At 70.6% G+C, this 26,573-nt stretch carries 29 protein-coding genes; 21 read left to right on the top strand and 8 right to left on the bottom strand.

Annotated elements, in window-relative coordinates:
* Positions 1-34 precede the first annotated feature (34 nt).
* The 3 genes from L3078_RS21345 to L3078_RS21335 form a co-directional block, all read right to left on the bottom strand.
* On the bottom strand, positions 35-775 hold the full coding sequence (locus L3078_RS21345) for a response regulator transcription factor (RefSeq protein ID WP_239755601.1): 741 nt from the start codon (positions 773-775) through the stop codon (positions 35-37).
* A 180-nt stretch (positions 776-955) separates the two neighbouring features.
* Entirely contained in the window at positions 956-1,138 is a 183-nt protein-coding gene (locus L3078_RS21340; protein WP_045555929.1) for a hypothetical protein, read from the bottom strand.
* A gap of 68 nt (positions 1,139-1,206) precedes the next feature.
* Complete coding sequence (locus L3078_RS21335) at positions 1,207-2,331, bottom strand: S1C family serine protease (RefSeq protein ID WP_239755600.1); 1,125 nt, start codon at positions 2,329-2,331, stop codon at positions 1,207-1,209.
* 329 nt (positions 2,332-2,660) lie between these two features.
* On the opposite strand from L3078_RS21335, the gene L3078_RS21330 reads away from it, so the two are divergent.
* Positions 2,661-4,445, top strand: coding sequence for a trypsin-like serine protease (locus L3078_RS21330; RefSeq protein WP_239755599.1), 1,785 nt, complete (start codon positions 2,661-2,663; stop codon positions 4,443-4,445).
* A 180-nt stretch (positions 4,446-4,625) separates the two neighbouring features.
* Here the strand turns inward: L3078_RS21330 and L3078_RS21325 are convergent, their stop codons facing one another.
* Both L3078_RS21325 and L3078_RS21320 read right to left on the bottom strand, forming a co-directional pair.
* Entirely contained in the window at positions 4,626-5,648 is a 1,023-nt protein-coding gene (locus L3078_RS21325; RefSeq protein WP_239755597.1) for a LacI family DNA-binding transcriptional regulator, read from the bottom strand.
* 94 nt (positions 5,649-5,742) lie between these two features.
* Complete coding sequence (locus L3078_RS21320; protein ID WP_239755596.1) at positions 5,743-6,522, bottom strand: winged helix-turn-helix transcriptional regulator; 780 nt, start codon at positions 6,520-6,522, stop codon at positions 5,743-5,745.
* A gap of 159 nt (positions 6,523-6,681) precedes the next feature.
* Between L3078_RS21320 and L3078_RS21315 the strand changes: the two genes are divergently transcribed.
* From L3078_RS21315 to L3078_RS21285, 7 genes are all read left to right on the top strand, one after another.
* Positions 6,682-7,593, top strand: a complete 912-nt coding sequence (locus L3078_RS21315) for an alpha/beta hydrolase (protein ID WP_239755595.1) — start codon at positions 6,682-6,684, stop codon at positions 7,591-7,593.
* 31 nt (positions 7,594-7,624) lie between these two features.
* Positions 7,625-7,879, top strand: coding sequence for a MoaD/ThiS family protein (locus L3078_RS21310; protein WP_033526019.1), 255 nt, complete (start codon positions 7,625-7,627; stop codon positions 7,877-7,879).
* Between the two features lie 10 nt (positions 7,880-7,889).
* Positions 7,890-9,191: a hypothetical protein gene (locus tag L3078_RS21305; RefSeq protein WP_239755594.1), complete on the top strand. Its 1,302-nt coding sequence runs from the start codon at positions 7,890-7,892 to the stop codon at positions 9,189-9,191.
* Between the two features lie 338 nt (positions 9,192-9,529).
* Positions 9,530-10,264: an LmeA family phospholipid-binding protein gene (locus L3078_RS21300; RefSeq protein ID WP_239755593.1), complete on the top strand. Its 735-nt coding sequence runs from the start codon at positions 9,530-9,532 to the stop codon at positions 10,262-10,264.
* A 464-nt stretch (positions 10,265-10,728) separates the two neighbouring features.
* Complete coding sequence (locus tag L3078_RS21295) at positions 10,729-11,568, top strand: sulfurtransferase (RefSeq protein WP_239755592.1); 840 nt, start codon at positions 10,729-10,731, stop codon at positions 11,566-11,568.
* A gap of 75 nt (positions 11,569-11,643) precedes the next feature.
* Positions 11,644-11,934: a DUF1416 domain-containing protein gene (locus tag L3078_RS21290; RefSeq protein ID WP_184892349.1), complete on the top strand. Its 291-nt coding sequence runs from the start codon at positions 11,644-11,646 to the stop codon at positions 11,932-11,934.
* Between the two features lie 103 nt (positions 11,935-12,037).
* Positions 12,038-12,298: a DUF3099 domain-containing protein gene (locus tag L3078_RS21285; RefSeq protein ID WP_239755591.1), complete on the top strand. Its 261-nt coding sequence runs from the start codon at positions 12,038-12,040 to the stop codon at positions 12,296-12,298.
* 3 nt (positions 12,299-12,301) lie between these two features.
* Here the strand turns inward: L3078_RS21285 and L3078_RS21280 are convergent, their stop codons facing one another.
* Positions 12,302-12,664 (bottom strand): DsrE family protein, encoded by a 363-nt coding sequence (locus tag L3078_RS21280; RefSeq protein ID WP_239755590.1) that lies wholly within the window; start codon positions 12,662-12,664, stop codon positions 12,302-12,304.
* A 296-nt stretch (positions 12,665-12,960) separates the two neighbouring features.
* On the opposite strand from L3078_RS21280, the gene L3078_RS21275 reads away from it, so the two are divergent.
* The 9 genes from L3078_RS21275 (at position 12,961) to ygfZ (ending at position 21,209) form a co-directional block, all read left to right on the top strand.
* Positions 12,961-13,731 carry a hypothetical protein gene (locus L3078_RS21275; protein ID WP_239755589.1) on the top strand — a complete coding sequence of 257 codons (771 nt, stop codon included), beginning with the start codon at positions 12,961-12,963 and terminating at the stop codon, positions 13,729-13,731.
* Positions 13,728-14,654, top strand: coding sequence for a hypothetical protein (locus L3078_RS21270; protein ID WP_239755587.1), 927 nt, complete (start codon positions 13,728-13,730; stop codon positions 14,652-14,654). The genes L3078_RS21275 and L3078_RS21270 overlap by 4 nt, the downstream gene beginning before the upstream one ends.
* A complete protein-coding gene (locus tag L3078_RS21265; RefSeq protein ID WP_239755586.1) occupies positions 14,651-15,598 on the top strand; it encodes a hypothetical protein in 948 nt (315 codons plus the stop codon). The genes L3078_RS21270 and L3078_RS21265 overlap by 4 nt, the downstream gene beginning before the upstream one ends.
* 266 nt (positions 15,599-15,864) lie before the next feature.
* Positions 15,865-16,440 (top strand): heme-binding beta-barrel domain-containing protein, encoded by a 576-nt coding sequence (locus L3078_RS21260; RefSeq protein WP_239755584.1) that lies wholly within the window; start codon positions 15,865-15,867, stop codon positions 16,438-16,440.
* A 318-nt stretch (positions 16,441-16,758) separates the two neighbouring features.
* A complete protein-coding gene (locus tag L3078_RS21255) occupies positions 16,759-17,418 on the top strand; it encodes a hypothetical protein (protein ID WP_239755583.1) in 660 nt (219 codons plus the stop codon).
* Between the two features lie 47 nt (positions 17,419-17,465).
* Positions 17,466-19,100 (top strand): N-6 DNA methylase, encoded by a 1,635-nt coding sequence (locus L3078_RS21250; RefSeq protein WP_239755582.1) that lies wholly within the window; start codon positions 17,466-17,468, stop codon positions 19,098-19,100.
* A complete protein-coding gene (locus tag L3078_RS21245) occupies positions 19,097-19,777 on the top strand; it encodes a restriction endonuclease subunit S (protein ID WP_239755580.1) in 681 nt (226 codons plus the stop codon). Before L3078_RS21250 ends, L3078_RS21245 begins: the two co-directional genes overlap by 4 nt.
* A gap of 9 nt (positions 19,778-19,786) precedes the next feature.
* Entirely contained in the window at positions 19,787-20,233 is a 447-nt protein-coding gene (locus L3078_RS21240; protein WP_239755578.1) for a Fur family transcriptional regulator, read from the top strand.
* Positions 20,234-20,243: 10 nt separating this feature from the next.
* Positions 20,244-21,209 carry a CAF17-like 4Fe-4S cluster assembly/insertion protein YgfZ gene (gene ygfZ, locus L3078_RS21235; protein ID WP_239755576.1) on the top strand — a complete coding sequence of 322 codons (966 nt, stop codon included), beginning with the start codon at positions 20,244-20,246 and terminating at the stop codon, positions 21,207-21,209.
* A 25-nt stretch (positions 21,210-21,234) separates the two neighbouring features.
* Here ygfZ and dtd read toward each other — a convergent pair whose 3' ends face one another.
* The gene (gene dtd / locus L3078_RS21230; RefSeq protein WP_239760403.1) at positions 21,235-21,660 is read right to left on the bottom strand and encodes a D-aminoacyl-tRNA deacylase; all 426 of its coding nucleotides are present in this window, start codon (positions 21,658-21,660) and stop codon (positions 21,235-21,237) included.
* A gap of 216 nt (positions 21,661-21,876) precedes the next feature.
* On the opposite strand from dtd, the gene L3078_RS21225 reads away from it, so the two are divergent.
* From L3078_RS21225 to L3078_RS21215, 3 genes are all read left to right on the top strand, one after another.
* On the top strand, positions 21,877-22,524 hold the full coding sequence (locus tag L3078_RS21225; protein WP_239755574.1) for an RsiG family protein: 648 nt from the start codon (positions 21,877-21,879) through the stop codon (positions 22,522-22,524).
* Positions 22,525-22,717: 193 nt separating this feature from the next.
* The gene (locus L3078_RS21220; protein WP_239755573.1) at positions 22,718-23,983 is read left to right on the top strand and encodes a GNAT family N-acetyltransferase; all 1,266 of its coding nucleotides are present in this window, start codon (positions 22,718-22,720) and stop codon (positions 23,981-23,983) included.
* 431 nt (positions 23,984-24,414) lie between these two features.
* Positions 24,415-25,257: a winged helix-turn-helix domain-containing protein gene (locus L3078_RS21215; protein ID WP_239755572.1), complete on the top strand. Its 843-nt coding sequence runs from the start codon at positions 24,415-24,417 to the stop codon at positions 25,255-25,257.
* A 54-nt stretch (positions 25,258-25,311) separates the two neighbouring features.
* Here L3078_RS21215 and L3078_RS21210 read toward each other — a convergent pair whose 3' ends face one another.
* Positions 25,312-25,503: a hypothetical protein gene (locus L3078_RS21210; protein WP_033526007.1), complete on the bottom strand. Its 192-nt coding sequence runs from the start codon at positions 25,501-25,503 to the stop codon at positions 25,312-25,314.
* A 193-nt stretch (positions 25,504-25,696) separates the two neighbouring features.
* On the opposite strand from L3078_RS21210, the gene L3078_RS21205 reads away from it, so the two are divergent.
* Complete coding sequence (locus L3078_RS21205) at positions 25,697-26,563, top strand: GntR family transcriptional regulator (protein WP_239755570.1); 867 nt, start codon at positions 25,697-25,699, stop codon at positions 26,561-26,563.
* Positions 26,564-26,573: the final 10 nt, after the last annotated feature.

Genomic DNA, 26,573 nt, shown 5'->3' with positions numbered 1-26,573 from the left:
ATCGGCAGGGACCGGTAGCGGCTCAGGAGTCTCTTCACTCCGCGCCGCCCTGTCGCAGTACGTACCCCACGCCGCGCACGGTGTGGACGAGTCGCGGCTCGCCGCCCGCCTCGGTCTTGCGGCGCAGGTACATGACGTACACGTCGAGGGAGTTGGAGGACGGCTCGAAGTCGAAGCCCCAGACGGCCTTCAGGATCTGCTCGCGTGTGAGGACCTGGCGCGGGTGCGCCATGAACATCTCCAGGAGCGTGAACTCCGTGCGCGTCAGCTCCACCGGGCGCCCGCCCCGCGTGACCTCCCGCGTCGCGAGGTCCATCCGCAGGTCCGCGAAGGTGAGCGCGTCGTCCACCTCGGCGGTCGCGGCGACCGCCGCCGCGTACGAGCTGCGGCGCATCAGCGCGCGGACGCGGGCGAAGAGCTCGTCCAGCTCGAACGGCTTGACCAGGTAGTCGTCCGCGCCGGCGTCGAGGCCGGTGACGCGGTCGCCGACGGTGTCGCGGGCGGTGAGCATCAGGATCGGCGTGGTGTCGCCCGCCCCGCGGATCCGGCGGGCGGCGGTCAGTCCGTCCATGCGCGGCATCTGCACGTCGAGGATCACCAGGTCCGGCCGGTACGCGGTCGCCTTCTCCAGCGCGTCGGCGCCGTCCACGGCGACTTCGGTGTCGTAGCCCTCGAAGGCGAGGCTGCGCTTGAGTGCGTCGCGCACGGCCGGCTCGTCGTCGACGATGAGGATGCGCTGGGGTTCGGGGGCGCGGGCGCCTTCGGCGGAGCTCATGTGGTCTTCGTTCCTCGGAAGCGGTGGAGTGCGGGGGCCGGGGCGCCGTGGGGGTTCTCGTGCGGTGCCTGGTGCGGGTCCGGTGGGGCATCTCGCGCAGTTCCCCGCGCCCCTGATGGGGCGCGCGCGGTTGCGCCCTAGCCTTGCACGTCCCCTGGCCGCGCAGTAGGCCGTACCGGATCAGCCGCGCACCGTACGTCGGCGCGGGCGCGCGGCCGTGTTGCGACGGGCCGGGGCATGGGTGGCCGCCACCTCGGGGGCCCGCGTCACCGCCGGGTGGAGTTCGGCCGCCACCGCGAGGGCGAGGCCCAGCCCGGCCGGGTCGACGGCGGTGGCGACGGTGTGGGAGACCTGCGTGATCATGTCGAACTCCTTGGACTCAGCGGGACTGACGGGACGGGAGGGAAAAGACCTGGTCGGAGCGTCGGACCTCAGTCAGACCCGCCCGCCCGCAGCGTGCTCAGGTCGGCCTTGACCGTGTTGATCGGGATGGCGAAGCCGAGGCCGACGCTGCCGGCGCTGGAGGAGGTGGCGTCCGCGGCGGAGTACATCGCGGAGTTGATGCCGATGATGTTGCCGTTCATGTCGATGAGGGCGCCGCCGGAGTTGCCGGGGTTGAGGGAGGCGTCGGTCTGGAGCGCCTTGTACGTCGTCGTCGACGAACCCGTGTCGCCGTTGAACTGCTGACCGCCGAACTCGAACGGCCACTGCCCGCCGCCACCGCCCTGCTGCTGGCCCTGGCTCTCGTCCGTCGAGACCGTGACGTCGCGGTCGAGCGCGGAGACGATGCCGCTGGTCACGGTGCCGGTCAGACCCTCGGGGGAGCCGATCGCCACGACCTGGTCGCCGACCTTGACGCCGGCGGAGTCGCCGAGCGTGGCGGCCTTCAGCCCGGAGGCGTCCCGCAGCTTGATGAGGGCGAGATCCTTCTTGCTGTCCGTGCCGACGACCTCGGCGGTGTAGGACTTGCCGTTGCTGGTCGTCACCTTGATCTGGGAGGCGCCGGAGATCACGTGATTGTTGGTGATGATCTCACCGGTGCTGGTGATGATCACACCGGAACCGGTGGACTCACCCGCGTTCGAGGTGGCGTTGATCTCCACGATGCTCGGGCTGACCGCCGTGGCGACCCCGGAGACCGTGCCCTTCTGGCTGGTCGGCACGACGCTGGTGCTGGTGGAACTGGAGGTCACGGTGCCCGAGCCGGTCAGCTCCTGGATGCCGTACGCCGTACCGCCACCGATCGCCGCCGCGACGAACGCCACGGCCGCGAGCAGCGCGATCGGCCCCCGGGTACGCCTTCTCGGAGCGGGCGCCTGGGCCACCGGCTCGGCGAGGAGCGCGCTCGGAGCACCGTACGTGTCTTGCGCGCCCTGAGCCGACGCCGCCGGCTCGTACGCCGGCGGGGGCGGCCACTCCGGGTTCACCGGAGTGGAGGCCTGCTGCTGGAGGTACGCGGGCTGCTGCTGGGTCTCGCCCTCGGCGTACCCGGAGTGCTGCTGCTGCCCCTGGTAGGGGTTCTCGTACTCGCCGCTGCGGCGGAAGCTCTCGGTCATGACTCAGAGCCTGCCGCCCGACCATGAGACCTTCCTGAGTGCTCCCTGAGAACCCCACCAGAACCTCGTTCGCCCCATATAAAGGCGGCCCGTCGTGCCCGCAGGGGAAACAAAGGGTGGCCGGGCGGTGATGTCACGGAACGCGGCATCCGAATACTTGTGTGACCCCGGTGGATGCCGTGTCCGGTGGGGTCACCGGGGCCTACGATCACCCAGCCGGAGGGGGGCTCCGCGATACGACCCGAGGCCGGGGCAACCGGTGACGGGGCGGTCGGCGTCGTACGCCCTGCTCGGGCGCCCACGACACCCACGCACCCCAGGAGCCCTGAGTGATACGTGCCTTCAAGGCACTGCCCGCCGCCACGCTCGCGCTCGCGCTGAGCGGCGCCGGCGTCCTCGCGGCACAGCCCGCGACGGCGGCCGACGAGCCGGCGCACCCCACGGTCACCCTCGACCAGCCCGCCGCACCCGCGGCCTCCGCCAAGGAACTCCGCCAACGCGTCATCAAGGCGGCGGAGGACCAGGCGAGACCGTCCTCGAACGAGCCCGGGACAGCTGGCGACGCCTCCCCGACGTCCCCGTCACCCTCCTCGCCTTCCTCGCCCTCCTCCCAGTCCCCGTTCATCATCGGCGGCAGCGAGACGACGATCTCCGCCGCTCCCTGGATGGTGCAGCTCGCGTACTACGACGCGACCACCGACGAGGGCTCCTTCTGCGGCGGCACCCTGGTCGCCCCCAACAAGGTCCTCACGGCCGCTCACTGCGTCGACGGTCTCGACTGGGCGGCCAACGGGGCGGTCCTGGCCGGTACGACCGACCTGTACGACGACACGACGGGCACGGTCGCGGGCGTCCTGCGCGCCTGGCAGCACCCGAGGTACGACGAGAAGACCATCAGGAACGATGTCGCCGTCCTCACCCTGGACCGCCCGCTGGAGCAGAAGACACTGCGCTTGGCCGCGTCCGACGACAACGCGCTCTACACCGCCGGCACGAACGGCACCGTGTACGGCTGGGGCCTCACCTCCGGCGGCGCGGACGCCGAGCTCTCCGCGAAGCTGAAGAAGGCGACGCTGCCGCTGGTCAAGGACACGACCTGCGACAGCGCCATGAAGTCGGTGCTCGGCACGGACTACTTCGCCGAGGGCTCCATGGTCTGCGCGGGCACCCCGGCCTCCGGCGGCGACGCGGGCACCACGAGCACCTGCAACGGTGACTCCGGCGGCCCCCTGGTCGTCGGCGGCAAGGTCGTCGGCATCGTCTCGTGGGGCGTCTCGGGCTGCACCGCCAAGGGCGCCTACCCGGTCTTCACCAAGGTCTCCTCGTACGCCTGGGCCGCCCAGCCCCGGATCAACGACACCGACCTGACGTACGACGGCCGCGCCGACCTCCTCGCGCGCACACCCTCCGGGGGCCTGTTCCAGCAGGACAGCAAGGGCACGTCGCTCGCCACGCGCGCGTACCAGGGCAACGGCTGGCAGAACGTGAGCTGGGGCATGCAGGCCGATCTGGACCGGGACTTCTACCAGGACCTGATCATCCGGGACAAGAACGACGGCAAGCTGTACCGCAGCTACATGAACCACTCCACCTGGGAGTGGACGTGGATGCAGATCAGCTCGGTCTGGGGCGGCTACAAGTCGTACGCGATCCCCGGTGACCTGACCGGCGACGCGCTCCCCGACCTCGTCGCCCTCGACGCCGACGGCTCGGTCTACCTCTACCCCGGCAAGGGCAACGGCCAGTTCAACGCCAAGATCCGGGTGGTCAGCAAGGCCTGGAAGGGCGCCAAGCTCCTCGGCCGCGGGGACCTCTCCGGCGACGGCAAGGCCGACCTCCTGGTCCGCTTCTCCGACGGCACGCTCTCCCTTTACCGGGGCACCGGCAAGGCCTCGACCCCCTGGTCCTCCCAGATCAAGGCCCGCACCGGCTGGAAGTTCACGGCCTACGTGACCAACGGCGACGTCACCGGCGACGGAGTCGCGGACGTCCTCGCCCGCGACTCGGGCGGCACCCTCTGGCTGTACCCCGGCACCAACAAGGCCTCGTCGTCCCTGTTCGGCAGCCGCATCAGCCTGGGCACGGGCTTCAACCAGTACAACGCGTTGTTCTGACGGCACTTGTCGTAAGCCGAGGCCCGCGCCGACCTTTGGGGGCGCGGGCCTCGATCACGCTGGGAGCGCGGGACGACCACGTGCTTTGCAGGGGCGCGGGGAACTGCGCGACAAGCCACGACGCACCCGCCGCCGACGACGCACCCCCAAGCCCCTACGGCGCCCCGCGCCCCGGCGGAGCTACGCGCAGCCGCACGACCGTCGAGTCACCAGCGTCGACGGGAACAGCTTCACGCGTTCGCCGCGGGAGCCGGCGACGCGGATGCCGTCGTCCAGGACCAGATCCACCGCCGCTCGGGCCATCCCCGTGCGGTCCGTCGCGATCGTCGTCAGCGGCGGATCCGTGAGCGCCGCCTCCTTGACGTCGTCGAAGCCGGCGACGGCCAGCTCGGTCGGGACCTCGATCCGCAGCTCGCGCGCGGCGCGCAGCACCCCGATCGCCTGGTCGTCGGTGGAGCAGAAGATCGCCGGCGGCCGGTCGGGGCCCGACAACAGCTTCAGCGCCACCTGGTACGCGTCGTACCGGTTGTAGGGCGCCTGGAACAGCCGCCCCTCCGTGGAGATCCCGGCCTCGTCCATCGCGCGCCGCCAGCCCTCGACGTGGTCCGAGACGGGGTCACCGATGAGCGGGGTCTCGGCGACGCCGCCCATACAGGCGACGTACGCGTAGCCGTGGGAGAGCAGATGGTCGACGGCGAGCTTCGCGCCGCCGATGTCGTCGGTCACCACGGCCACGTCGTCGATCGCCTCGGGCCGCTCGTGCAGCAGCACGACCCGCGCGTCCCACGCCTCTATCTCGGCGGCCGCGTTGTCGTTGAGGGCGTGGCTGACGAGGATCAGCCCGGAGACGCGCATCCCGAGGAACGCCCGCAGATAGTGGACCTCGCGCTCGGCGACATAGTCGGTGTTGCCGACGAGCACCATCTTTCCGCGCTCGGCGGCGGCCTGCTCCACGGCGTGGGTCATCTCGCCGAAGAAGGGCTGGCGCGCGTCCGGCACGATCATGCCTATGAGGTCGGTGCGGCGGGAGGCCATCGCCTGGGCGACCCGGTCGGGCCGGTACGACAATTCCTTGATCGCGGCGAGGACACGCTCGCGCGTGGCCGGTGCGACCGGCCGGGGTCCGTTGTTGATGACGTAGCTGACGACGGCGGTCGACGTACCCGCCAGTCTTGCCACGTCATCCCGAGTCACCTTGGCCACGCGCGGAGTCTACGCGGATGGACCGGCCCTGGGCAGGGCGTACGACGGCGCACCTGTGAGTTACCTGTGCGTACGCCGCCCCGGTCCTCGGTCACTACGCCTCGGCCGCGATCTCCACGGCGTCCAGGGGCGCCGTCTCGTCCGCATCCGCCGCCTTTGAGGGGGCCGTCTTGGTCTTCACGTCGTCGCCGACGCGCTCCGCCTTCTCGGGCGTAACGAATCGATAACCCACGTTCCGGACGGTCCCGATCAGTGACTCGTGCTCGGGGCCGAGCTTGGCGCGCAGCCGCCGTACGTGCACGTCGACCGTCCGCGTGCCGCCGAAGTAGTCGTAGCCCCAGACCTCCTGGAGCAGCTGGGCGCGGGTGAAGACGCGGCCCGGGTGCTGGGCGAGGTACTTGAGGAGCTCGAACTCCTTGAAGGTGAGGTCGAGCACGCGCCCCTTGAGCTTGGCGCTGTAGGTCGCCTCGTCCACCGAGAGATCGCCGTTGCGGATCTCCATGGGGGAGTCGTCGTTGACGATCTGCTGCCTGCCCATGGCCAGCCGCAGGCGCGCCTCGACCTCCGCGGGGCCGGCCGTGTCGAGGAGTACGTCGTCGATGCCCCAGTCCGCGGTGACGGCGGCGAGACCGCCCTCGGTCACGACGAGGATGAGGGGGCAGCCGGGCCCGGTGGAGCGCAGCAGCTGACACAGGCTGCGGACCTGCGGGAGGTCGCGGCGCCCGTCGATGAGGATGACGTCCGCACCGGGGGTGTCGACGAGAGCGGGGCCTTCCGCCGGAGCCACGCGCACGTTGTGCAGCAGCAGGCCGAGGGCCGGGAGCACCTCCGTTGACGGCTGGAGGGCGTTGGTCAGGAGCAGCAGAGAACTCATGCGTCTGGTTCCTCCTCGGTCCCTGCGAGGACGCGTGTGGCGGGGGCTCGTACAGCTACGGTCACCTGGCGTTTTTCCGCTCGTATACAAGCTTCCCTAAAGCACGAAAGGACCCGGGGGCTACATTGCCCGAGTCCTCTGTCCAGCAGAATAGCCCACATGAGTGCAGGTCCGGCAGGCCATGTGACGCGATCCTTCGACATTCCGAACTCTGAGACGGCCCATCGAGCCCTTTCGGGGCCGCCGCGAACCCCTTTGCGCGGGTTTCTACGGACTGACGACGGGGTGAATATCGAGGTCGTATACGATCCAAAAGCCGTTGTATACAACGGCGCGGAAGACACCGGAACTCCATCCTCCGGCCACCTTCCCGACCCCTCCGCCGACCACCTCGCCCTGGTCGTCGCGCACGGCTTCACCGGTGACGCTGATCGTCCGCATGTTCGGAGGGTGGTGGCGGCGCTCAGCCGGTACGGCTCCGTCGTCAGCCTCTCCTTCCGGGGCCACGGGCGATCCGGCGGCCGCTCCACGGTCGGTGACCGCGAGGTGCTCGACCTCGCGGCGGCGGTCCGCTGGGCCCGTGAACTCGGCCACGCGCGCGTGGCCACCGTCGGCTTCTCCATGGGCGGCTCGGTCGTCCTGCGCCACGCGGCCCAGCGGGACGCGGGCACCGACGCCGTCGTCTCGGTCAGCGCCCCCGCCCGCTGGTACTACCGGGGCACGGCCCCCATGCGCCGTGTCCACTGGCTCATCACCCGCCCCGAGGGCCGCCTCCTCGGCCGCTACGGCTTCCGCACCCGTATCCACCACCGCGACTGGAACCCCGTCCCCCTCTCGCCCGTGGAATCCGTGCCCCTCATCGCCCCGACGCCCCTGCTGATAGTCCACGGCGACCGGGACGGCTATTTCCCCCTCGACCACCCCGAGATGCTGGCCGCGGCGGCGGGCGACCACGGGGAACTGTGGTTGGAGCGGGGCATGGGCCACGCGGAGAACGCGGCGAGTGGGGAATTGCTGGAGAGGATCGGGGAGTGGGTGGTGAAAGGGGTCGCGGTCAGGGGCGTAGCCTGAGCCCGTCACGACTCATACAAGAGGAACGCAGATGCCAAAGGGCACCGTCCGCTACTGGGCCGCAGCCAAGTCCGCAGCCGGCGTCGCCGAGGAGCCCTACGACGCGGCCACCCTCGCGGACGCCCTGACCGCGGCCCGCGACCGACACCCCGGCGAACTCGTCCGCGTCCTGCGGCGCTGCTCGTTCCTCGTCGACGGAAACCCCGTGGGTACCCGTGCGCATGAGACGGTACGTCTGGCCGAGGGCGGCACGGTCGAGGTGCTCCCGCCGTTCGCAGGAGGGTGACCCCCACATCATGAGCAACCAGCCGTACGGGTACGAGGGCCACCAGGGGCACGACCACCAGGGACAGCAGGGCCACCACGGCAACCAGGGCCACCAGGGCTACGACGCGTACCAGCAGCCGCAGCCCCACGCGCAGCCGCAGCCGCACTGGCAGGGCTACGACGAGGGCCAGGCCGCCCACGCCCAGCAGTACACCCAGCAGTGGGAGGGCCAGACCTGGGAGACCCAGCTCCAGCCCCGGACCTCGCCCGCCGCCAACGTGACGGAGACGGCGTACCTGCCCCAGCAGACGGACGCCGGCCAGTACGCCGCTCAGGCCCAGCACCAGCCCCAGCACCACCCCCAGCATGCGCACCAGCCGCAGCACCCCCAGGCGCAGCACGCGCACCAGTTCCAGGGACAGCCCCAGGCGCACGCTCAGCCCCAGGCCCAGGCCCAGGCGCAGCCCCAGGCCCACGCTCAGCCCCAGGCCGCTCCGGACACCGCCGTCGCCGCCGATTCCGCGGCCGGCTACGGTCCGCCCACGCTCACCGGCAACAGCCGGGTCACCGACGCCCAGCGGGCGCGGGCCGAGGGCCGGTCGCCGATCATCGAGCCCGGGATGCAGCCGGCGCTGATCACGGCCGTACTGGGCCTGCTGCTGGCCGGTGCCGCCGCGATCGGGGAGTACGCCCTCGCCGTACCCCTGGTGGTCCTCCAGGCCGTGACGGCGGCGGGCTGGTTCCGGCTGAACGGCATGTGGCCGGCCCGGCAGGGCATCGTGCTGGCCTTCGCGGGCGCGCTCGCGGCGGACGCGGCGCTCTTCGTGGCCGGCCGGGAGAACGCGCCCGCCGCGATTCTCGGGACGCTCGGCGTGTGGGTGCTGCTCGGCATCGTGCTGGGGCTGCGCAGCCACGCGGACCCCGACGAGCGGATGTACGGACTGATGGCGACGGTGGCCTCCTCGGCGCTGGCGATCATCGCGACCGGCTATCTGGCGGCCGTGGCGGACGCGGTCGCGGTCGGCGGTGTCGCCGTCGCTGTGGCCGTCCTCGCCCGCGCGCTGCCGCTGCCCACCCCGGCCTCGGTGGTCGTCGCGCTGCTGGCGGCCACCGGTGCGGGGATCGCCGTCGGCGGGGCGATCGATCTGGGTACGTCCGGTGCGGGTGCGGGTGCCCTGCTCGGGGCGGGCGCGGGTCTCTGCGCGCTCATCGGGCACCGGGTCGCCAGCTACGACTACCCCTCGCGCTTCGTCCACTTCACCGCGGGGGTGGCGCTGCCGCTGACGGCGGCGGCCCCGGCGGTGTATCTGCTGGGTCGCGCGCTGGTCTGACGGGAGTGCGTCGTCCGGGTGCGGGGGGCGTCGTCGGGTGCGGGTGCGTGGGGCTTCTCGCGCAGTTCCCCGCGCCCCTGAAAAACCAGGCCCTGCGGGCCTGAAAGACACGGCCCTGCGGGCCTGAAAAGCACGGGGCGCAGCCCCTGCTTTTCAGGGGCGCGGGGAACTGCGCGAGAAGCCCCACCGGAGCCGCACTGGACCACGCGCCCGACACCGCCCCCCTGTCACAGCTGATCAACAAGGCGAACCGGCCCTCCCCGCCCCCGCGCCCGCCCGATTACCCTCGCGTAGACACCGTTCGGCCGCCGAGTGGACTACGTGGGGAACACCGAGAGATGCGCGCACTGCGAATACTTGTCATCGTCGCCGTGATCCTGGGCGGCCTCTTCGTGGTCGCGGACCGCGTCGCCGTCGGATTCGCCGAGGACGAGGCGGCCCAGCAGCTGAAGGCGAGCGAGGGCCTGACGAGCACCCCGGACGTGTCCATCAAGGGCTTCCCCTTCCTCACCCAGGTCGCGGGCGGCGAACTGGACGACGTCGAGGTCGGCATCGAGAACTTCGAGGCGAGCACCGGCAAGCCCGACGAGAGCATCCGCATCGCCGACCTGAAGGCGAACATGCGCGGCGTCGCCTTCTCCAGCGACTACAGCTCCGCCACGGCCACCAGCGCGACCGGCACCGCGACCATCTCGTACGACGAACTCCTGAAGGCCGCCAAGTCGGAGCCCACCGACGTGGGTCTCGGCTTCACCGCCCGCGTCGTCGGCCTCTCCGACGGCGGCAAGGGCAAGATCAAGGTCAACGTCGAGATCGACCCGCCGGCCCTCGAACCGCAGACCGTCTCGGTGCTCAGCACCGTCAGCGTCAAGGGCGACAAGGTCGAGGTGGAGGCCGACTCCCTGCCCAGCCTGGGCGGCACGGACCTCGCCGAGAACGTCGTCCGTTCGATCACGGACTTCCAGCAGGCCATCGACGACCTCCCCGGCGGCATCAAGCTCGACAAGGTCGAGGCGGCACCGACCGGTGTGGAGATCACGGTCAAGGGTTCGAACGTCAGGCTGGCGGGGTAGGACGACGGTCGGCTCTCCCCACGGCCGTACCCCCGTCCCGTACCCCCGTGCCGTGTCCGAAGGGCGAGACGACGCCGTCCGCACCGTAGATGTGACGACGGCTACAGGGGGCCGTCCGCCCCGTCACCCCAGCCTCGACGGCCACTGCATCCCACATTCCGGACGATCGCGTCTCAGAATACGACATGCCGGTGACACGCCCGCCTGTCCGTCCCTACGATCGACAACCATGAAGCGACAGGCGGATCTCACGAAGCGGCGGGCAGTAGACCTGTGCCGCGTCGCCGCCATGCTCTGTCGCGCTTTCTGAGCGAGCGAACGGCGGATCGAGAACGACCCCCGCCGCCGCGCGTCCCCCGATGCCTGCCCTGTTCGAGCCAGGGCCCATCCCTGCGCGCCCCGGCCGAACCGCCGGAGGCACCCGCAACCCGCCCCCGCCGTAACTGCCCCGGAGGAGTAAGAGCATGAGCCGCAGCGACGTCCTGGTCGACGCCGACTGGGTCGAGGCCAACCTCGACGACCCGAACATCGCCATCGTCGAGGTCGACGAGGACACCACCGCGTACGAGAAGAACCACATCAAGAACGCGATCCGGATCGACTGGACGAAGGACCTCCAGGACCCGGTCCGCCGCGACTTCGTCGACCAGGAGGGCTTCGAGAAGCTCCTGTCGGCCAAGGGCATCGCCAACGACACCCTCGTCGTCCTCTACGGCGGCAACAACAACTGGTTCGCGTCCTACGCCTACTGGTACTTCAAGCTGTACGGCCACGAGAACGTCAAGCTGCTCGACGGCGGCCGCAAGAAGTGGGAGCTGGACGCCCGCGAGCTGGTCGACGAGGTGCCGGTGCGCCCCGAGACCTCGTACAAGGCCAAGCCGCAGAACACCGCGATCCGCGCCTTCCGCGACGACGTCGTCGCCGCGATCGGCAGCCAGAACCTGGTGGACGTCCGTTCCCCCGACGAGTTCTCCGGCAAGCTGCTCGCCCCGGCCCACCTTCCGCAGGAGCAGTCGCAGCGTCCGGGCCACGTCCCGTCCGCCCGCAACATCCCGTGGTCGAAGAACGCCAACGACGACGGCACCTTCAAGTCGGACGACGAGCTCAAGGAGCTCTACGCCGAGGAGCAGGTGGACCTGGCGAAGGACACCATCGCCTACTGCCGCATCGGTGAGCGCTCCGCGCTGACCTGGTTCGTCCTGCACGAGCTGCTCGGTGTGGAGAACGTCAAGAACTACGACGGCTCCTGGACCGAGTACGGCAGCCTCGTCGGCGTCCCGATCGAGCTCGGCGCCAACAAGTAAGCACCCCAGCGGTACCCGCACCCCCCGTTCGTCCCGACCGGCCTTCCTCCGGTCAGACCCCTTATGGAGAAAGACATGTGTGGAGCGAAGGCCGGCGGCCCGGACGCCTCGACGATCAAGCCCGGTGAGACCACGATCCAGGGTCAGGTGACCCGCGACGGCGAGCCGGTGACGGGCTACGTCCGTCTGCTGGACTCGACCGGCGAGTTCACGGCGGAGGTCCCCACCTCCGCGACGGGCCAGTTCCGCTTCTACGCGGCCGAGGGCACCTGGACCGTCCGCGCGCTCGTCCCCGGCGGCACCGCCGACCGGACCGTCGTCGTCGCCGAGAAGGGCGGCCTGGCGGAGGTCGCGATCGCCGTCTGAGACGGGCTCGTCGAGTCGGTCGAACGGTCGAACGACTGAGGGTCTGAGGGCCGCACTCCCCTGGAGTGCGGCCCTCAGCCGTGCGCGGACCTACGCTGGAGGTATGTACGCCCGCCGGCGCCACCAGTACTTCGCCATGATGGGCACGTGCCTGGCCCTCTTCGTCCTGGCCTGGAGCGTCGTACGCCTCTGGTCGGTCCCGGTCGCGGTCGGCATGTGCGTGGTCGCGATGGTCATCCCGCCGCTCGCCGCCGTCGTCGCCAACCGGCGCGGCCCCGACGACCGCTGGTGGGACGACCCCTCCGGCGACCCGAAGTCCGACGAGTGGTGGGACGAGCTGGACGGCAAGAGACCCCGTCGGTAGCTCTCAGTACACGAGGGCCTGGGTGTCGTCCGCCAGGGCCTCCTGCACGAACACCTGGGCGCCCGCGATCCGTACGCCCTCGATGACGTCCTTCTCGGTGATGTCCCGGCGGGCCGCGCACTGGGTGCACAGGGTGAGCCGGCCACCGGCGAGGACCGAGTCGATCAGGTCGGGCAGCGGGGCGGCGTGCGGCAGCTCGAACTCGGCGGCGCGGCCGGGCAGCGCGAACCACGCGGACTCACCGGTCAGCCACAGGGACACCTCGACGCCGCTGGCGACGGCCACCGCCGCCACCGTGAACGCCTGCGAGCACCGCTCAGGGGCATCGGCCCCCGCCGTCACCTTGATCACGAGCTTCTTCGCCATGGCCGCATGCTAGTGCCGCGACAGGCAACGTTCGCCCCGTCGCGGCGCCCGGCACGCCCTCTCGCCGCACCGGCCGAAAACCCAAGTACATCCAGTACGAGGGCTTTCGGCCGGCACACCGAGAGCACGCACCGGACGCCGCTCCTTGACGGGCAAACGTTGCCTGCCGCGGCACTGGTCCGAATCGTGATCATCCTCGGCGCAACCCCGTGGGCGGCTGATGGGTCTCCTGTGCGCGGATGTGGAGTCCGCGCTGCGAGTTCCGTGTCCGCGTGCCATGGGGGAGTGCCTTGGAAGTGCCGGTAAGACCCGAAGAAGAGTCCGTGGAGGGCGCGGAGCCCGCGGGGCCGGCGGCCCGCGCGCCGCGTCGGCGGCGCGGGGTCCTGTTCGTCGCCACGGCGGCGGTCCTGGGGGTGGTCGCCGGAACCTGCGCCGGATACCTCGTCCAGGCCGACCGCGAGCCCACCGAACTGCCCCCGCTCTCCCAGCCGGTGATGGACCGGGCCCAGGGTGAGGGACCCGAGCCGCTCTCCGCCGCCCAGGACCGCAAGGTGCGGATGGACGGAGATCTGCGCAGGCTGCTGCTCAAGAAGCCGACGGGCGCCAAGGAGGTCGAGTGGCTCGATGACTCCGACGGCTGGATGACCATGGCCGCATACGCCGACACCTTCACCCAACCGAACGACAAGTTCGGCGCCCTCGTCAACGACGAGTTCCGCCGGGCCGCCGTCGTCGGCTGGGAGGTGGGCAGCTCGTACCAGGTGGAGATCAGGCTGGTCCAGTTCCGGCAGCACGACAGCATGGCCGCCGCCGACTCCAGCAACAACCACCAGACCTGGGCGGAGAAGGAGCCGGACACCGACAGCTGGGGCATCCCGGGGACGGGGGACGGCACGGCGTACGTCCACACCCGGCCGGACATCGAGCCCGGATACAAGCCGATGTACAGCGCCGAGGCGCACGCCTGGCGCGGGGACGTCTCGATGGAGATCTGGGTCTACGGCGACAGGCAGATCCCCAAGAAGATGATCATGGATCTGGCCGACCGGCAGATGGAGCGGTTGTGAGCGCGGAGGAGACGCCCGAGCAGGAGATGCCCGGGCAGGGAAGGCCCGGGCTGGGGATGCCTGGGCACGAGACGCCCGAGCGGGACACGTCTGGGCAGGCGACGGCCGTCGTGGCTACGACCGTCGTGGCGAACCCGCCGCGTTCCGCTCGGCCCGCGCCGCTGCGGCGTATCGCGGCCGCCGCCGGGTCCGTGCTGCTCGTCGGGGCCCTGGTCGTGGGTGTGGGGTTCACGGTCGTGACCGTGCGGGGCGCGGACCGCGACGCGGGCGCCCCTACCTGGAAGTTCCCCGACGACAAGGGTGAGAGCGAGAGCGAGGCGCGGGCCCGGGCGAAGAAGGCGACGGCACAGCCGGGACTCGCGGGGCTGCTCGTGCCGTACGGCACCGACACCTGGGTCCAGGGGCCGGATCTCGCGGAGTTCGGCTCCGACGCGGAGTTCAGTGGCGCCCAGGCCACGGCCCTGCGCAAGAAGTCCCTGAGCGGTCTGCCCCGGGCCCAGCGCAAGCGGCTGGAGAGGCAGGTCGACCGGCAGCGCATCAAGGGCATGGCGATGCGCAGCTACTTCAGCGCGGCTACGTTCGGCTACCGGACCGACGAGGGCATCTCCTCGATCAGCATCACGCTCGCGCGCATGGAGAACAGGAGCGCCTTGCGCGACAGTTCGACGTTCCAGAACGAGTTCCTCGCCTCGCTGGACGTCTTCCGCGACGGCCCGCGGATCAAGGGCCACGACAATGCGAGGTGCTTCCTCACCCCGAAGGGCACCGACAAGACCCTGGACGGGATGATCTGCTCCGCCTACGCGGGAGACGTCCTCGTCACCCTCACCGCGAGCGCGGCGAAGCCCCTCGACAAACAGGGCGCGGCCGAACTTCTGCGCACCCAGTTGGACCGTGTCGCCGAACAGGGGGTGTCCGTATGAGCGAGCAGTCAAGCACCACGGAAGAAGCCGTGCCGGAGGCACCCGAGAGACCGGAGGCACCGGCAACGCTGGAGGCACCGGAGACGTACGACGCCCCAGCTTCGGCGGTGGACATCCTGGAGCCGTCGGCCACGGAGCCCTCTGCCGTCGGGCCGGCTCAGCCCCCTGCCGTCCGGCCCCGCCGTGACCGTCGGGTCCTGCGTGTGTTCCTCCGGTGGACCGCCGCCGTCGTCGTCTTCGCCTCGGCGGGGACGGCCACGGCGTACGGGATCGCCGCGGCGCCGCGCACGGACGTACCCGGTCTGGCCACGGAGTCGGACGGGCGCTGGGTCTTCCCCCGGCTTGTCAGGCCACCGCTGCCGTCCGGCAGCCCGGAGCCGTTCGCCGAGGACAACCCGGCCGGAGCCCATCATGCCGATCTGCGTGCCCTCGTCCTGCCCGCCCCCGAGGGGGCCACGGAGGACAAGGCGCTGCGGGGCTCGGACGGCTGGCTGCCGGTGAAGGAGTACCTGGCGGAGTTCGAGGCGGAGGACCGCGGGGAACTGCGGCAGAAACTCGTCGACACCGGCCTGCGGCACATCGCCGCTCGGGGCTGGACCACTCCGGACGGCACCCGGACACGGGTCTACCTGCTCCGGTTCAACACGACGAACGTCGTGGACTCCGAGCTGGCGACCCACGCCCTGGCCCACGTCAGCCCGACGTACCGGGTACGCGGTGCGGGGGAGGTCGAGTACGACGAGGACTTCCCGGAGGAGGCCGCCGTGACGGGGACGGCCCGGACCGCCTATGCCGAGGCGAAGCCGTACGGCGCCGAGCAGGTCCGCCAGGCCTATGTCTCGGCGGGGGACGTGTACGCGGTGATCCTGCAGTCCCGCGAGGCGGGGGCTCCGGCGGTCCCCTTCCAGCAGACCGTGGTCCTGCAGAGCCAACTGCTCGGCTGACGCCCGCCGGGAGGGTAGGGCCGACCTCACGCCGGACCCCGGACCCCGGCCGCGTAAGCTGGGGTCCGGCCCTGTGTGCGTACCGCACGTCTCCCGCTCAATCGAGGAGCACCTCGTGATCATCTTCTTCGAGACCCTGCTGGTCCTGGTCGCCGTCGGCGTTCTCGCCTTCACCGGCCTGGCCGTGAAGAAGCTGTACCAGGGCCAGCGCTGACCCGCGCCCGACCGACGCCCAGGACCTCCAGGACTCCCAGGAACCGCCACTCATGATCGAGATCCCGTCCGACCTCCACAAGGACCTCGTCCCCCTCGCCTTCCTGCTCGGCGACTGGGCCGGCGCGGGCGTCCATGACTTCCCCGGCTCCGAGAAGTGCAACTTCGGTCAGGAGGTCACCTTCAGCCACGACGGCCGGGACTTCCTGGAGTACCACTCCCACACCTGGGTGCTGGACAACGACGGCAACAAGGTCCGTCCGCTGGAGACCGAGTCCGGGTTCTGGCGCGTGGACGCCGACCGCAAGGTCGAGATCGTCATGACCCGCGACGACGGCGTCGTCGAGGTCTGGTACGGCGAGCTGGCCAAGCAGAAGCCGCAGATCGACCTGGTCACGGACGCGGTCGCCCGCACGGCGGCCTCCGGCCCCTACAGCGGCGGCAAGCGGCTCTACGGCTACGTCAACAGCGACCTGATGTGGGTCGGCGAGAAGGCCACCCCCGACGTCGAGCTGCGCCCCTACATGTCCGCACACCTGAAGAAGGTCGTCACCCCCGAGGACGTCGAACGCTGGGCCAAGGCCCTGCCCGACGACATGCCGGACGACGGCATCGCGTTCTTCAAGTAGGGCGACCCAGGTCCCTCCAGCAGAACCCCTGCACGCCCCCTGTCCAGCGGCAGGGGGCGTCGTGTCCGTGAGTGGTTAACTCTGCTGGGGTTAACAGAATTGGCGGCATGGCAATGCGCTTGCGACGGGGGTGAGTCAAGGCTACAGTGACGAATGTCTTCGCGGGATCGTGAATGCGCGGAGCCCCGGTCGCAACTTGCCTGCGACCGGGGCTCCGGAGGCTGTGCCCTGGGTGGCGTGCGATGCAGAGGCGGGCCCAGAACATTCGTAGACCACACTATCACGACGCCTCCGAGGAAGCGTCAGGGCGGGGGAGCCATGAGTAGTCGTCTACCCGAGTGGATGGCCCGAGACCTGTCCCTGCCGCGGCTGCGTCGCTACATCCGCGCCGCGCACGGTGACGCGCGGGCAGCCGAGCGACTGTACTGGTGGAACGTCGAGGCGTCGGCCGCGCTGGTCGGCCCCCTGCACTGCCTGGAGCTTGCTCTGCGCAACGCCCTGCACAGCGCGCTCGTACGACATCACGGCCGACCGGACTGGTGGGAGGCCGCGCCTTTGAACGAGGGTGGTCGCCGGCTTGTGGACAGTGCACGCCGCTCTTGTGGGCGCCGCCTGCGACGTACGACGCCGGACGACGTCGTGGCCGAACTGACCCTGGGCTTCTGGGTGTCGCTGCTCAGCTCCGGCTACGACCGGCACTTCTGGGTGCCTGTGCTGCACTCCGCGTTCCCGCACTACGGCGGACGTCGTGACGACCTGCACCGCGACCTGACCTCACTGGTTCTGCTCCGCAACCGGGTCATGCACCACGAGCCCGTCCATCATCGGCACCTCGCGGCCGACCATGGCACCCTTTACCGCGTGCTCGGCCACCTCAGTCCCGAATTCGCCAAGGAGGCGCAGACCATGGACCGGTTCCCGGACGTGCTCGCCGACCGGGCGGCCGTCATGGGTGGAACCCGCCCGCCTCGGTTCTGACGTACTGACGCGGTGAAGGATCGGCTCGATGGAAGGAGTGGGGCCACATGACGACCGGCTCCGGTGCGCACTCACGCGGCACGGCGGCGATGTCGGGTGCGTTGCTGTCCCGGCCCGAGATCGCGCGCCTCGCGGGGGTGAAACGTCCCGCCGTCACCAACTGGGAACGGCGCTACCCGGAGTATCCCGCTCCGGTCGGTGGAGACCCCGAGCTGTTCCGCGCCGACGAGGTGCTGGCATGGCTGGCCTCCCGTACCATCCCGGCGAACGCCCTGCTTCCCGACGAGCCTGTGGGCACGACCTACGGTGACCGGTTCCGTGCGGGCCTGACCGGCGGGACGGCCGGCAGTCTGCTCCGGGCGGTCGAGCGGCTCGCGGGACCGGACGCGGACCGGATGCGGGGGCCGATGCCGTTGGACCAATATCTCCACTTCCTGTTGTACCTCGTCATGGTCCGGGTGGTGGAGGAGGCCGAGGGCTTGGCCAAGGTCGTAGACGCCTTCGCCACGGCGGACGACGCGTACGACTTCCCGGCGAAGGACTTTCCGCGCCCCCTGCTGACCGAGCTGTCCGACACGCTGGAGCGCACCCCCAGCGGGTCCGAGCAGGAAGCCCGCGAGGCGTTCGACCACGTTCTGACACTGTGGCGTGCCGCGTACGCACGGGAGGGCGGCGCGTTTCTCACCCCGCCCTCCGTCAGCCGGGTCATGGCCGAAGCCCTGGCTGCCCTTCGGCCCGGGGCGGTGTACGTGGAAGACCCGTACGCCCGCGCCGGCGAACTGCTCGTCGCCTACCTGCACGCGGTCGCCGCCCACGGCGGCGCCGAACCGCCTCGGGTCGCCGGCCAGGTGCCGGGGAACATGGAGCGCCAGGTGGCGGAGTGGAGCCTGCGCGTCCATCACGGGCTCAGGGCGCAGCTCGGCGAGGGGCCCGTCACCCCGGCACTCGATCCCCTCGGCCTTCGGGGCGAATTCGACGTGCTCCTCACCAACCCTCCCTTCGGCCGCCTCCCGGAGGACGTGACCCCGCCCCCGTACTGGACGTACGGCCCCGCCCGCCGGACCGAGTACGACTGGCTCCAGTACGCCGTCGCACGGCTCGCACCCGATGGCCGGGCCGCCGTGCTGATGCCGGCCGGAGCCTCGTTCAACACCGGGGCCGCCGAGACGGTACGCGGAGGGCTCGTGGCGGCCGGAGCCGTGGAGTGTGTGATCGCGCTGCCCGCCGGGCTGTTCACGCTCACGGCCGTCAAGACGCAGATCTGGTTCCTGCGCGCCCCCGGCTCCGGTGGAACCCCCGACCCCAACGTGCTGTTCGTGGTCGGCGAGCACCTCGGACACCAGGTCACCCGGACCCAGTGGGCCCTGTCCGACGACGACATCGCCCGGCTGGTGGGGGAGTACGTGTCCTGGCACCGGACAGACGCGGCCGGGAACGCCTTTGAGGGCACCCCGGGCCTGAGCCGGGCCGTGCCGGTGGCGGACATCGTGGAGCAGGGCCACAGCCTGGATCCCGTGAGGTACGTCCGACCTCCAGAGCCGGGCTCCGCCGTCCACGCGGCCGGCCCGGATGAGATCCGGGGGCGGCTCGCGGGGCTGACCGACGAGATCGCGGCCCTGCGCGCTCGGGCGGACGCGGCCGAGGCCGAGGCAGCCCGGTGGCTCGGGAGGTACGGACTGTGACGGACCGACGGACCGGGTCGTCTCCGCTGCCGAGCGGCTGGCCGATCTGCTTGTTGAAAGACCTGTGGGCCTCAGCCCAGGCTGGCCCGGGTCGGCGTCCTGAGGACAAGGACCTCACCCGGGCCGACGGTGGCGTCCCCGTCGTACTGCCACGCGACCTTCGGGGTCTGAGGATCGTCACCGGAGAACCCTGGGACGTCCCCGCGATCCCGTGGGACCGGGCGCGGACACTGGCGAAGTACGAACTCACCGAAGGGGACATTCTCCTCACCCGTACCGGCACCGTGGGGCCCTGCGCACTGGTCACCGGGGAGCACACGGGCTGGCTGTTCCACCCCAACCTGGTGCGGCTCAGGCTGCCAGAGACGGGACTCGTCCAAGCCGCGTACCTCGCCGCTTATCTGAGTGCGACCACGGCACAGGACTGGATCCGGGCCCGGACGGCCGGTTCGGTGATCCCTTCGCTGAGCATCCGCACTCTGGGGGAGCTGCCCGTCGTCCTGCCACCGCTCGCCGAGCAGGAGGTGATCGGTGCGACGCTCGCCGCGCTCGACGACAAGATCCAGGTGCATTCCGAGATCACCCGCGCCACCCGTGCCTACCGCGCTGTGCTCGCCGACGCCTTGCTGAACGGTGTCCTCTCGGCGGACCCCCTGACCCTGCCCGGCCCGCCCTAGACTGGACCCGTGGTGAGCACCCAAGGCACTGACTGGAAGAGCGACCTTCGGCAGCGCGGTTACCGGCTGACGCCGCAGCGGCAGCTCGTGCTCGAAGCCGTGGACGCCCTGGAGCACGCGACTCCTGACGCCATCCTCGTGGAAGTGCGGAAGACGGCGTCGGGGGTCAACATCTCCACGGTCTACCGGACCCTGGAGCTCCTGGAGGAGCTCGGGTTGGTCAGTCACGCCCATCTGGGGCACGGGGCGCCGACGTACCACCTGGCCGACCGGCACCACCACATCCATCTGGTCTGCCGGGACTGCGAGAACGTCATCGAGGCCGATGTCTCCGTGGCGCAGGACTTCACGGCCAAGCTGCGCGAGACCTTCGGGTTCGACACCGACATGAAGCACTTCGCGATCTTCGGCCGGTGCGAGGACTGCACACTCAAGGCTTCAAGTACCAAGTCGTAGGCTTAGGCATATGAAAAGCCCTCTGCTGTCCCTGCCCGGCGCCGTCCCCGCCGAGGGCGTGGACGAAGGCGTCGCCGCCCACTACGGCGACCTGTTCCGTGAACAGCGCGCCCTCGCCGACGGCACCGGATTCGTCGACCTCTCCCACCGGGGCGTGATCGCCGTCTCCGGGGAGGACCGGCTCAGCTGGCTGCACCTGCTGCTCACCCAGCACGTCAGCGAGCTGCCCACCGGCGAGGCCACCGAGGCGCTGATCCTCTCCGCCAACGGGCACATCGAGCACGCGCTGTACCTGGTCGACGACGGCACGACCGTCTGGGCCCACGTCGAGCCCGGCACCCAGGAGGCGCTGCTCGCCTACCTGGAGTCGATGAAGTTCTTCTACCGCGTCGACGTGGCCGACCGGACGGGCGACTTCGCGGTCGTCCACCTCCCGGCCGGTTCGATCGCCGAGGTCCCCGAGGGCACGGTCGTCCGCGAGACGCCGTACGGTCGTGATCTGTTCCTCCCGCGCGCGGACCTGGAGTCGTACGCGGAGAAGACGGGCCCCGCCGCCGGTCTGCTCGCCTACGAGGCGCTGCGGGTCGAGCACCACCGGCCCCGCCTCGGCTTCGAGACCGACCACCGCACGATCCCGCACGAGCTGGGCTGGATCGGCACGGCCGTGCACCTCCAGAAGGGCTGCTACCGGGGCCAGGAGACCGTCGCTCGGGTCCAGAACCTCGGCAAGCCCCCGCGCCGCCTCGTCTTCCTCCACCTGGACGGCAGCGAGGTCCACCTCCCGCCGCGCGGCGCGGAGATCCGGCTGGCGGACGAGGGCGCCGAGGGCCGCAAGCTCGGGTTCATCACCACCTCCGTACGCCACCACGAGCTGGGTCCGGTCGCCCTGGCCCTGGTCAAGCGCAACATCCCGGTCGACGCGCGACTGCTGGCGGACACGACGGCGGCGGCGCAGGAGGTCGTGGTCGAGCCGTAGGCCGGGCCCGTGCCTGCGTCAGGGCTCACATCTCCAGCAGCACCGTGAACGGGCCGTCGTTCGTCAGGGACACCCGCATGGACGCGCCGAACCGTCCCGTGGCCACGGTCGCCCCCAGCGAGCGCAGCTGGGCGACGACCTCGTCCACCAACGGCTCGGCGACGTCCCCGGGTGCCGCCGCGTTCCAGGTGGGCCGCCGGCCCTTGCGCGCGTCCCCGTACAGCGTGAACTGGCTGATGACCAGCAGCGGGGCGTCCACGTCGCTGCACGACTTCTCGTCGTGCAGCATCCGCACGGACCACAGCTTCCGGGCCAGCTGCGCCGCCTTCTCCTTGGTGTCCTCGTGGGTCACCCCCACGAGGACGCAGAGCCCCTCGCCCTCGATCGCCCCGACCGTCTCGCCGTCCACGACGACACTCGCGCCGTCGACCCTCTGCACCACCGCTCGCATGCCGACCATGATGCCGCCGCCGTCCATCAGCCGTACGTCAGGGGGTCCCTCTTCCGGGGGGTTTGTGATCACGGGGGTTTGAAGAGCGCTTTGCCCGGTCTTTCTCATTGATCCATTACCGCCCATCTGGGGTGGATCGCGGGGACTCGGTCACAAAGCGGCCACGGAGAGTGGCACGATGCTCACACACACCGGTCGAGGGGACGGTTGAGGCGCATGAGCACATCGAGTACCGGGCAGCCCCCGGGGACTGCGACGTTTACCCGTACGACGCCGGGGCCCGGCCCCGGCGTGCGTCGGCCACCGGTCCAGCGCACGGACAGCGGACCACTGCCGCCGCCGGATCAGGCCGAGCACGAGCTGGCCCGGCTGCGGCTGCCCGAACTGCGCACGCTGCGCCGGGACGCCCAGCGGGACGAGGCCGACCTCAGTTATCTGCGGCGGCTGCTCCAGGGCCGTATCGACATCCTGCGCGCCGAACTGGCCCGCCGGGGCGGTGCGGCGGATCCCACGGCACCGTCGTCGGGCTCGGCTGAGCCCTCGGCGCTCGTGGACAGGCTGTCGGCGATCCTCACGGACGCCCCGGCCCGGCACCGTTCCTCGGCCCGCCATGTCACGGTGGGCACGCCGCACGGAGAGGAGTACCGTCGGCTGGCCGCCGAGATGCTGGACGAGGTCGAACTCTCCGACCTCGGGGCCCGCACCGACGAGGAGCTCACCGCGGGCCTCGCCCGCCTCGTCCACCACGAGCAGCAGATCTCCGGCCGCCGCCAGCACCTGCAGCGCACGGCGGACGACTGCAGCGCCGAGATCGCCCGTCGCTACCGGGAGGGTGAGGCGCAGGTGGATGATCTGCTGACGTAGCGGGTGCGTCGTCGTCTGCGGCCGAGTGGGGCTTCTCGCGCAGTTCCCCGCGCCCCTGAAAAGCAGGGGCTGCGCCCCATGCTTTTCGCCCCTGAGTGGCCGTAGGCCCTCAAGGGGCGCGGGGAACTGCGCGACCGGCGGGGGCGAGGAAAAAGCCGGAGACACACCGCCGACACCCCCCTAGCGTGACCCCATGAGCCCCTCCCACGACACAGCCGTACGCCCCGTCACCGACGACGAGATCCCGGCCTGGCTGAACGCGCTGAACATCGGCTTCCTCCGAGCCCCGGAAACCCTGACCCCCCAGGAGCTCAAGGACCGCTCGTCCCACATAGACCCGTCCCGAACGCTCGCCGCGTTCGACCCCACCGCCCCCGCCCGCCAGCCCGTGGCGACCTTCCGCTCCTTCCCCCAGGAGCTCACCGCCGTCGGCGGCCGCCCCGTCCCCGCCGACGCCATCTCGAACGTCACGGTCAGCCCCACCCACCGCCGCCGGGGCCTGCTCACGCGGATGATGGCCCAGGACCTCACCGCCGCGAAGGACCGCGGCGACGTCGTCGCCACCCTGATCGCCGCCGAGTACCCCATCTACGGCCGCTACGGCTTCGGCCCCGCCACCTGGACCACCGAGTGGACCATCGACGTCACCCGCACCGGCCTGGACCCCCGCTGGTCCGGCCCGGCGGACGGCGGCCGCGTCGACCTCGTGGACGGCGCGACCGTACGCGCCCTCGGCCCCGCCCTCCACGACCGCCTGCGCGCCGCGCTGCCGGGCGCGGTGAGCCGCGACGAGCGCTGGTGGCGGGTCAACACGGGCGACCTGCGGCTCCACGGCTCCTGGACCGAGCCCTTCTACGCCGTCTACCGCTCGGCGGCCGGCGAGGTCGAGGGCATGGTCTCGTACGAGGCGGACGACACCTGGCAGATGAAGCAGCCGCAGAACACGGCCGACGTCAACTGGCTGATCGCGACGACCCCCGCCGCCGAGCGCGCCCTGTGGCACTACCTCTGCTCGATCGACTGGATCACCAAGGTCAAGTGCGGCTGGCGGGCCCCCGACGACCTCCTGCCGCACTTCTTCCCCGACCCGCGCGCCGTGAGCGTCACCACCCACGCGGACTGGCTGTGGGTGCGGATCCTGGACGTCGTACGGGCGCTGGAGGCGCGTACGTACGCGGGGACCGGGACGCTGGTGCTGGAGGTGGTGGACGGGGGCGGCTTCGCCGACGGGCGGTACCGGCTGGACGCGGGCCCGGACGGGGCGAGTTGTGTGCCGACGAGCGAGGACGGCGACCTCGTCCTGGAGGTCGCGGACCTGGCGACGCTGTGGCTCGGCGACGAGTCGGCCGTACGGCTCGCGGCGCTCGGGCGGGTGCGGGAACAGCGGAAGGGCGCCGCCTCCGTGGCCGACGCCCTGCTGCGGACGTCCAGGCGCCCGTGGTGCCCGGACATCTTCTGAGGTCCTTGGGACCTCTGGGGACCTTTCCTGGTGTGTTGCGGTTATCCGTAGCTGTTCAGTTGTTTCGCTTCGGTGCTGAGCTGTTCAGTTGTGGTTGTGGCTGCGCATTCAGTTGTGGCTGAACCATTCAGTTGTGACGGTGCGGACCGGTCGAACTCCCGGCTCCCCTCCGGAAGGGAGGTCGATCGGTCGGTCCTGGGTGAGGGTCGGTGGCAGTTGCCAGAGTCACCAACCATCGGAAAGTTTGACCAGGTTGCGAAAGTTGGCGACCAACTTCACCTTACTTATCTCCGCTTGGAGTCGTCTCATAACCACCTTCCCACGAACTGCCCAAAGATGGCGAGAAGTTGTAGTGTTTGTGCGTGGAGCGGGAACGCACGGCCGTCGACGGGCGGAAGTCGTCACAGCGGCCCCAGAGGTCACACCACGAGGTGGCTGACGTGTTGCGCGGCCGGATCAGGTCCGGCGAGCTGCGACCGGGACAGCGCATGCCCACGCAGGCGAAGCTGGCCGACGAGTTCGGCGTGGAACGCGGTGCCGTACGGCAGGCCTTGCGCATCCTGCAGTCGGAGCACCTGCTGACCAACGTTTCCAAGGGCAGTCCGGCGACTGTCGCCCCCCGCCTGGGCGCGGCGGCCGTCGGCGGTCCGGGAGCCGCCCCACGGCCGACGATGGTGGAGCTCGGCCCTCGCATATCCGCCGCCTTCGCGGCCCCGCACGTGAAGATCGACGCCCTCTGTCTGACCTCCGTGTCCCTCACGCTCGCCGTGGGTGAGTCGTTGCGCGAGATTCACGCGGGGCGCATAAAACCGGCCAGGGTCGACGTCCGGGTGATGCTGCCCAGCCGTGACATCCCGCTGGCCTTCCCGGCCCCGGTCGACGCGTCGGTCGACGGCCGGCTGCAGCGCCGCTGGCTCGCCCAGCGCAACGCCCAGGGGCAGGTGCTCAAGCACAACCTGCTGGCGTTACGGTCCACGCACGGCGTGGACGTCCATGTGTCCTTCCGCGCCCTGCCGTTCACCCCGCCCGTGAAGCTGTACCTCCTCAACGGCCAGGAGGCGCTGTTCGCGTACTACACGGTGCAGCGGAAGGAGGCCGAGGTGGACAGTGAGCAGCTGGAGATGTACGACGCCGAGGGCACGCAGTCCACGCTGTTCGCGTTCGAGCGGAGCGCGGGCGCGGCGCCTCGGGACACGACCTTCGTCGAACAGTCCCGCCTCTGGTTCGACGCGCTCTGGGAGACCATCAGCTCGGACCTGCTGCTCACGAGCTGAGGGCCGCCGATCACCGGCTGACGGCCGCCGGCGTCGGCCTCGGGGCAGGTCGTCTCACATCGCCGGTCCGGCGAACATCAGCGCGAGGATGACCGCGCCGATCGAGCTGCATGTGTGGTTGTTCGCCTTCAGCCCGACCGTGAGGAACAGCAGGCCGACGATTCCCATGGTGCCGTAACGCCATTCGACGAAGCGCTGGAGGGCGACGACGGCGAGGGCGGAGACGAGGGCGATGGCAGCGGGCATGGTGGTACCTCCTCCGAAGGGCTGGGGCGGGCGGAGCCATGAAGAAGGGGAACTTCCACCAACTCGACAAAGTTGGCAACCAACTTCGTTTAAATGGTTCCCACTTGGTCTATGTTCATAACCACCTTCCTCTGAACTCCCCAAAGATGGGTGAGAGTTGTAGCGTTTGGTCGTGACCCAGGAGAACGTTGCAGTGAACGGCAGCAAAAAGCTCTCGTCCCAGGAGATCGCCGCCACCCTGCGGGAGCGCATCCGCGGCGGCGACCTCCGCCCCGGCGAGCGCCTGCCCACCCAGGCCGAACTGGCGGAGGAGTTCGGCGTGGAGCGCGGCACGGTCCGCCAGGCCCTGCGCGCCCTCCAGGACGACGGGCTGCTGAGCAACGTGAGCAAGGGGAGCCCGCCCCGGGTCGCCGAGGTCGGCCACGCCCCCCGGGTCGAAGCGCCGCAGCCCACGATGGTGAGCCTCGCGCCCCGCCTGGCCGAGGCGTTCTCCGCACCGCACGTCCGCGTCGACGCGGCCTGTCTCACCGCGGAGACCCTGATGCTGGCCCTCGGCGAACCGGTCCGCCTCATCCATGAGGGAACGATCCGCCCCGAGTCCATCGACGTACGCATTCTCCTTCCTTCCCGGAAGATCAACCTGGCGTTCCCGGTGCCGGTGGAGGCGCGGGGCGAGGCGGACGAGGAGGACCCCGTCCACCGGCGCTGGCTCGACCAGCGCAACGCCCAGATCCGCGTCCTGCGCCACAACCTCCAGGCCCTGCGCACCTCGCACGAGCTCGACGTCCGGGTGACCTTCCGGGCCCTGCCCTTCACGCCGCCCGTCAAGCTGTACCTCCTCAACGGGCGGGAGGCCCTGATCGCCTACTACATGCTCATGAAGCGCGAGGAGCAGATGGACGACGGCCCCCTGCAGATGTACGACGCGTTCGGCACCCAGTCCCTCCTCTTCTCCTTCGAGAAGGAGACCGGTCCCCGCGACGCCGCCTTCGTCGATCAGTCCCAGCAATGGTTCAACGCCCTCTGGGAAACCATCACGACGGACCTGACACTCTCCTAGTGACTCCTGA

It is taken from the genome of Streptomyces deccanensis (assembly GCF_022385335.1).
In the GTDB taxonomy this organism is placed as follows: domain Bacteria; phylum Actinomycetota; class Actinomycetes; order Streptomycetales; family Streptomycetaceae; genus Streptomyces; species Streptomyces deccanensis.
Note: the sequence above shows the minus strand (reverse complement) of the source record. Positions and strands in the feature narration are given on the sequence as shown.

Bases quoted from the DNA above. Each gene is read 5' to 3' on its own strand.
- L3078_RS21345 (WP_239755601.1), bottom strand. From the start codon at position 775: ATGAGCTCCGCCGAAGGCGCCCGCGCCCCCGAACCCCAGCGCATCCTC.
- L3078_RS21220 (WP_239755573.1), top strand. From the start codon at position 22,718: ATGAGCCCCTCCCACGACACAGCCGTACGCCCCGTCACCGACGACGAG.
- dtd (WP_239760403.1), bottom strand. From the start codon at position 21,660: ATGCGAGCGGTGGTGCAGAGGGTCGACGGCGCGAGTGTCGTCGTGGAC.
- L3078_RS21210 (WP_033526007.1), bottom strand. From the start codon at position 25,503: ATGCCCGCTGCCATCGCCCTCGTCTCCGCCCTCGCCGTCGTCGCCCTC.
- L3078_RS21225 (WP_239755574.1), top strand. From the start codon at position 21,877: ATGAGCACATCGAGTACCGGGCAGCCCCCGGGGACTGCGACGTTTACC.
- L3078_RS21320 (WP_239755596.1), bottom strand. From the start codon at position 6,522: ATGAGTTCTCTGCTGCTCCTGACCAACGCCCTCCAGCCGTCAACGGAG.
- L3078_RS21315 (WP_239755595.1), top strand. From the start codon at position 6,682: ATGAGTGCAGGTCCGGCAGGCCATGTGACGCGATCCTTCGACATTCCG.
- ygfZ (WP_239755576.1), top strand. From the start codon at position 20,244: ATGAAAAGCCCTCTGCTGTCCCTGCCCGGCGCCGTCCCCGCCGAGGGC.
- L3078_RS21305 (WP_239755594.1), top strand. From the start codon at position 7,890: ATGAGCAACCAGCCGTACGGGTACGAGGGCCACCAGGGGCACGACCAC.
- L3078_RS21310 (WP_033526019.1), top strand. From the start codon at position 7,625: ATGCCAAAGGGCACCGTCCGCTACTGGGCCGCAGCCAAGTCCGCAGCC.
- L3078_RS21280 (WP_239755590.1), bottom strand. From the start codon at position 12,664: ATGGCGAAGAAGCTCGTGATCAAGGTGACGGCGGGGGCCGATGCCCCT.
- L3078_RS21295 (WP_239755592.1), top strand. From the start codon at position 10,729: ATGAGCCGCAGCGACGTCCTGGTCGACGCCGACTGGGTCGAGGCCAAC.
- L3078_RS21250 (WP_239755582.1), top strand. From the start codon at position 17,466: ATGACGACCGGCTCCGGTGCGCACTCACGCGGCACGGCGGCGATGTCG.
- L3078_RS21300 (WP_239755593.1), top strand. From the start codon at position 9,530: ATGCGCGCACTGCGAATACTTGTCATCGTCGCCGTGATCCTGGGCGGC.
- L3078_RS21260 (WP_239755584.1), top strand. From the start codon at position 15,865: ATGATCGAGATCCCGTCCGACCTCCACAAGGACCTCGTCCCCCTCGCC.
- L3078_RS21285 (WP_239755591.1), top strand. From the start codon at position 12,038: ATGTACGCCCGCCGGCGCCACCAGTACTTCGCCATGATGGGCACGTGC.
- L3078_RS21265 (WP_239755586.1), top strand. From the start codon at position 14,651: ATGAGCGAGCAGTCAAGCACCACGGAAGAAGCCGTGCCGGAGGCACCC.
- L3078_RS21335 (WP_239755600.1), bottom strand. From the start codon at position 2,331: ATGACCGAGAGCTTCCGCCGCAGCGGCGAGTACGAGAACCCCTACCAG.
- L3078_RS21290 (WP_184892349.1), top strand. From the start codon at position 11,644: ATGTGTGGAGCGAAGGCCGGCGGCCCGGACGCCTCGACGATCAAGCCC.
- L3078_RS21255 (WP_239755583.1), top strand. From the start codon at position 16,759: ATGAGTAGTCGTCTACCCGAGTGGATGGCCCGAGACCTGTCCCTGCCG.
- L3078_RS21340 (WP_045555929.1), bottom strand. From the start codon at position 1,138: ATGATCACGCAGGTCTCCCACACCGTCGCCACCGCCGTCGACCCGGCC.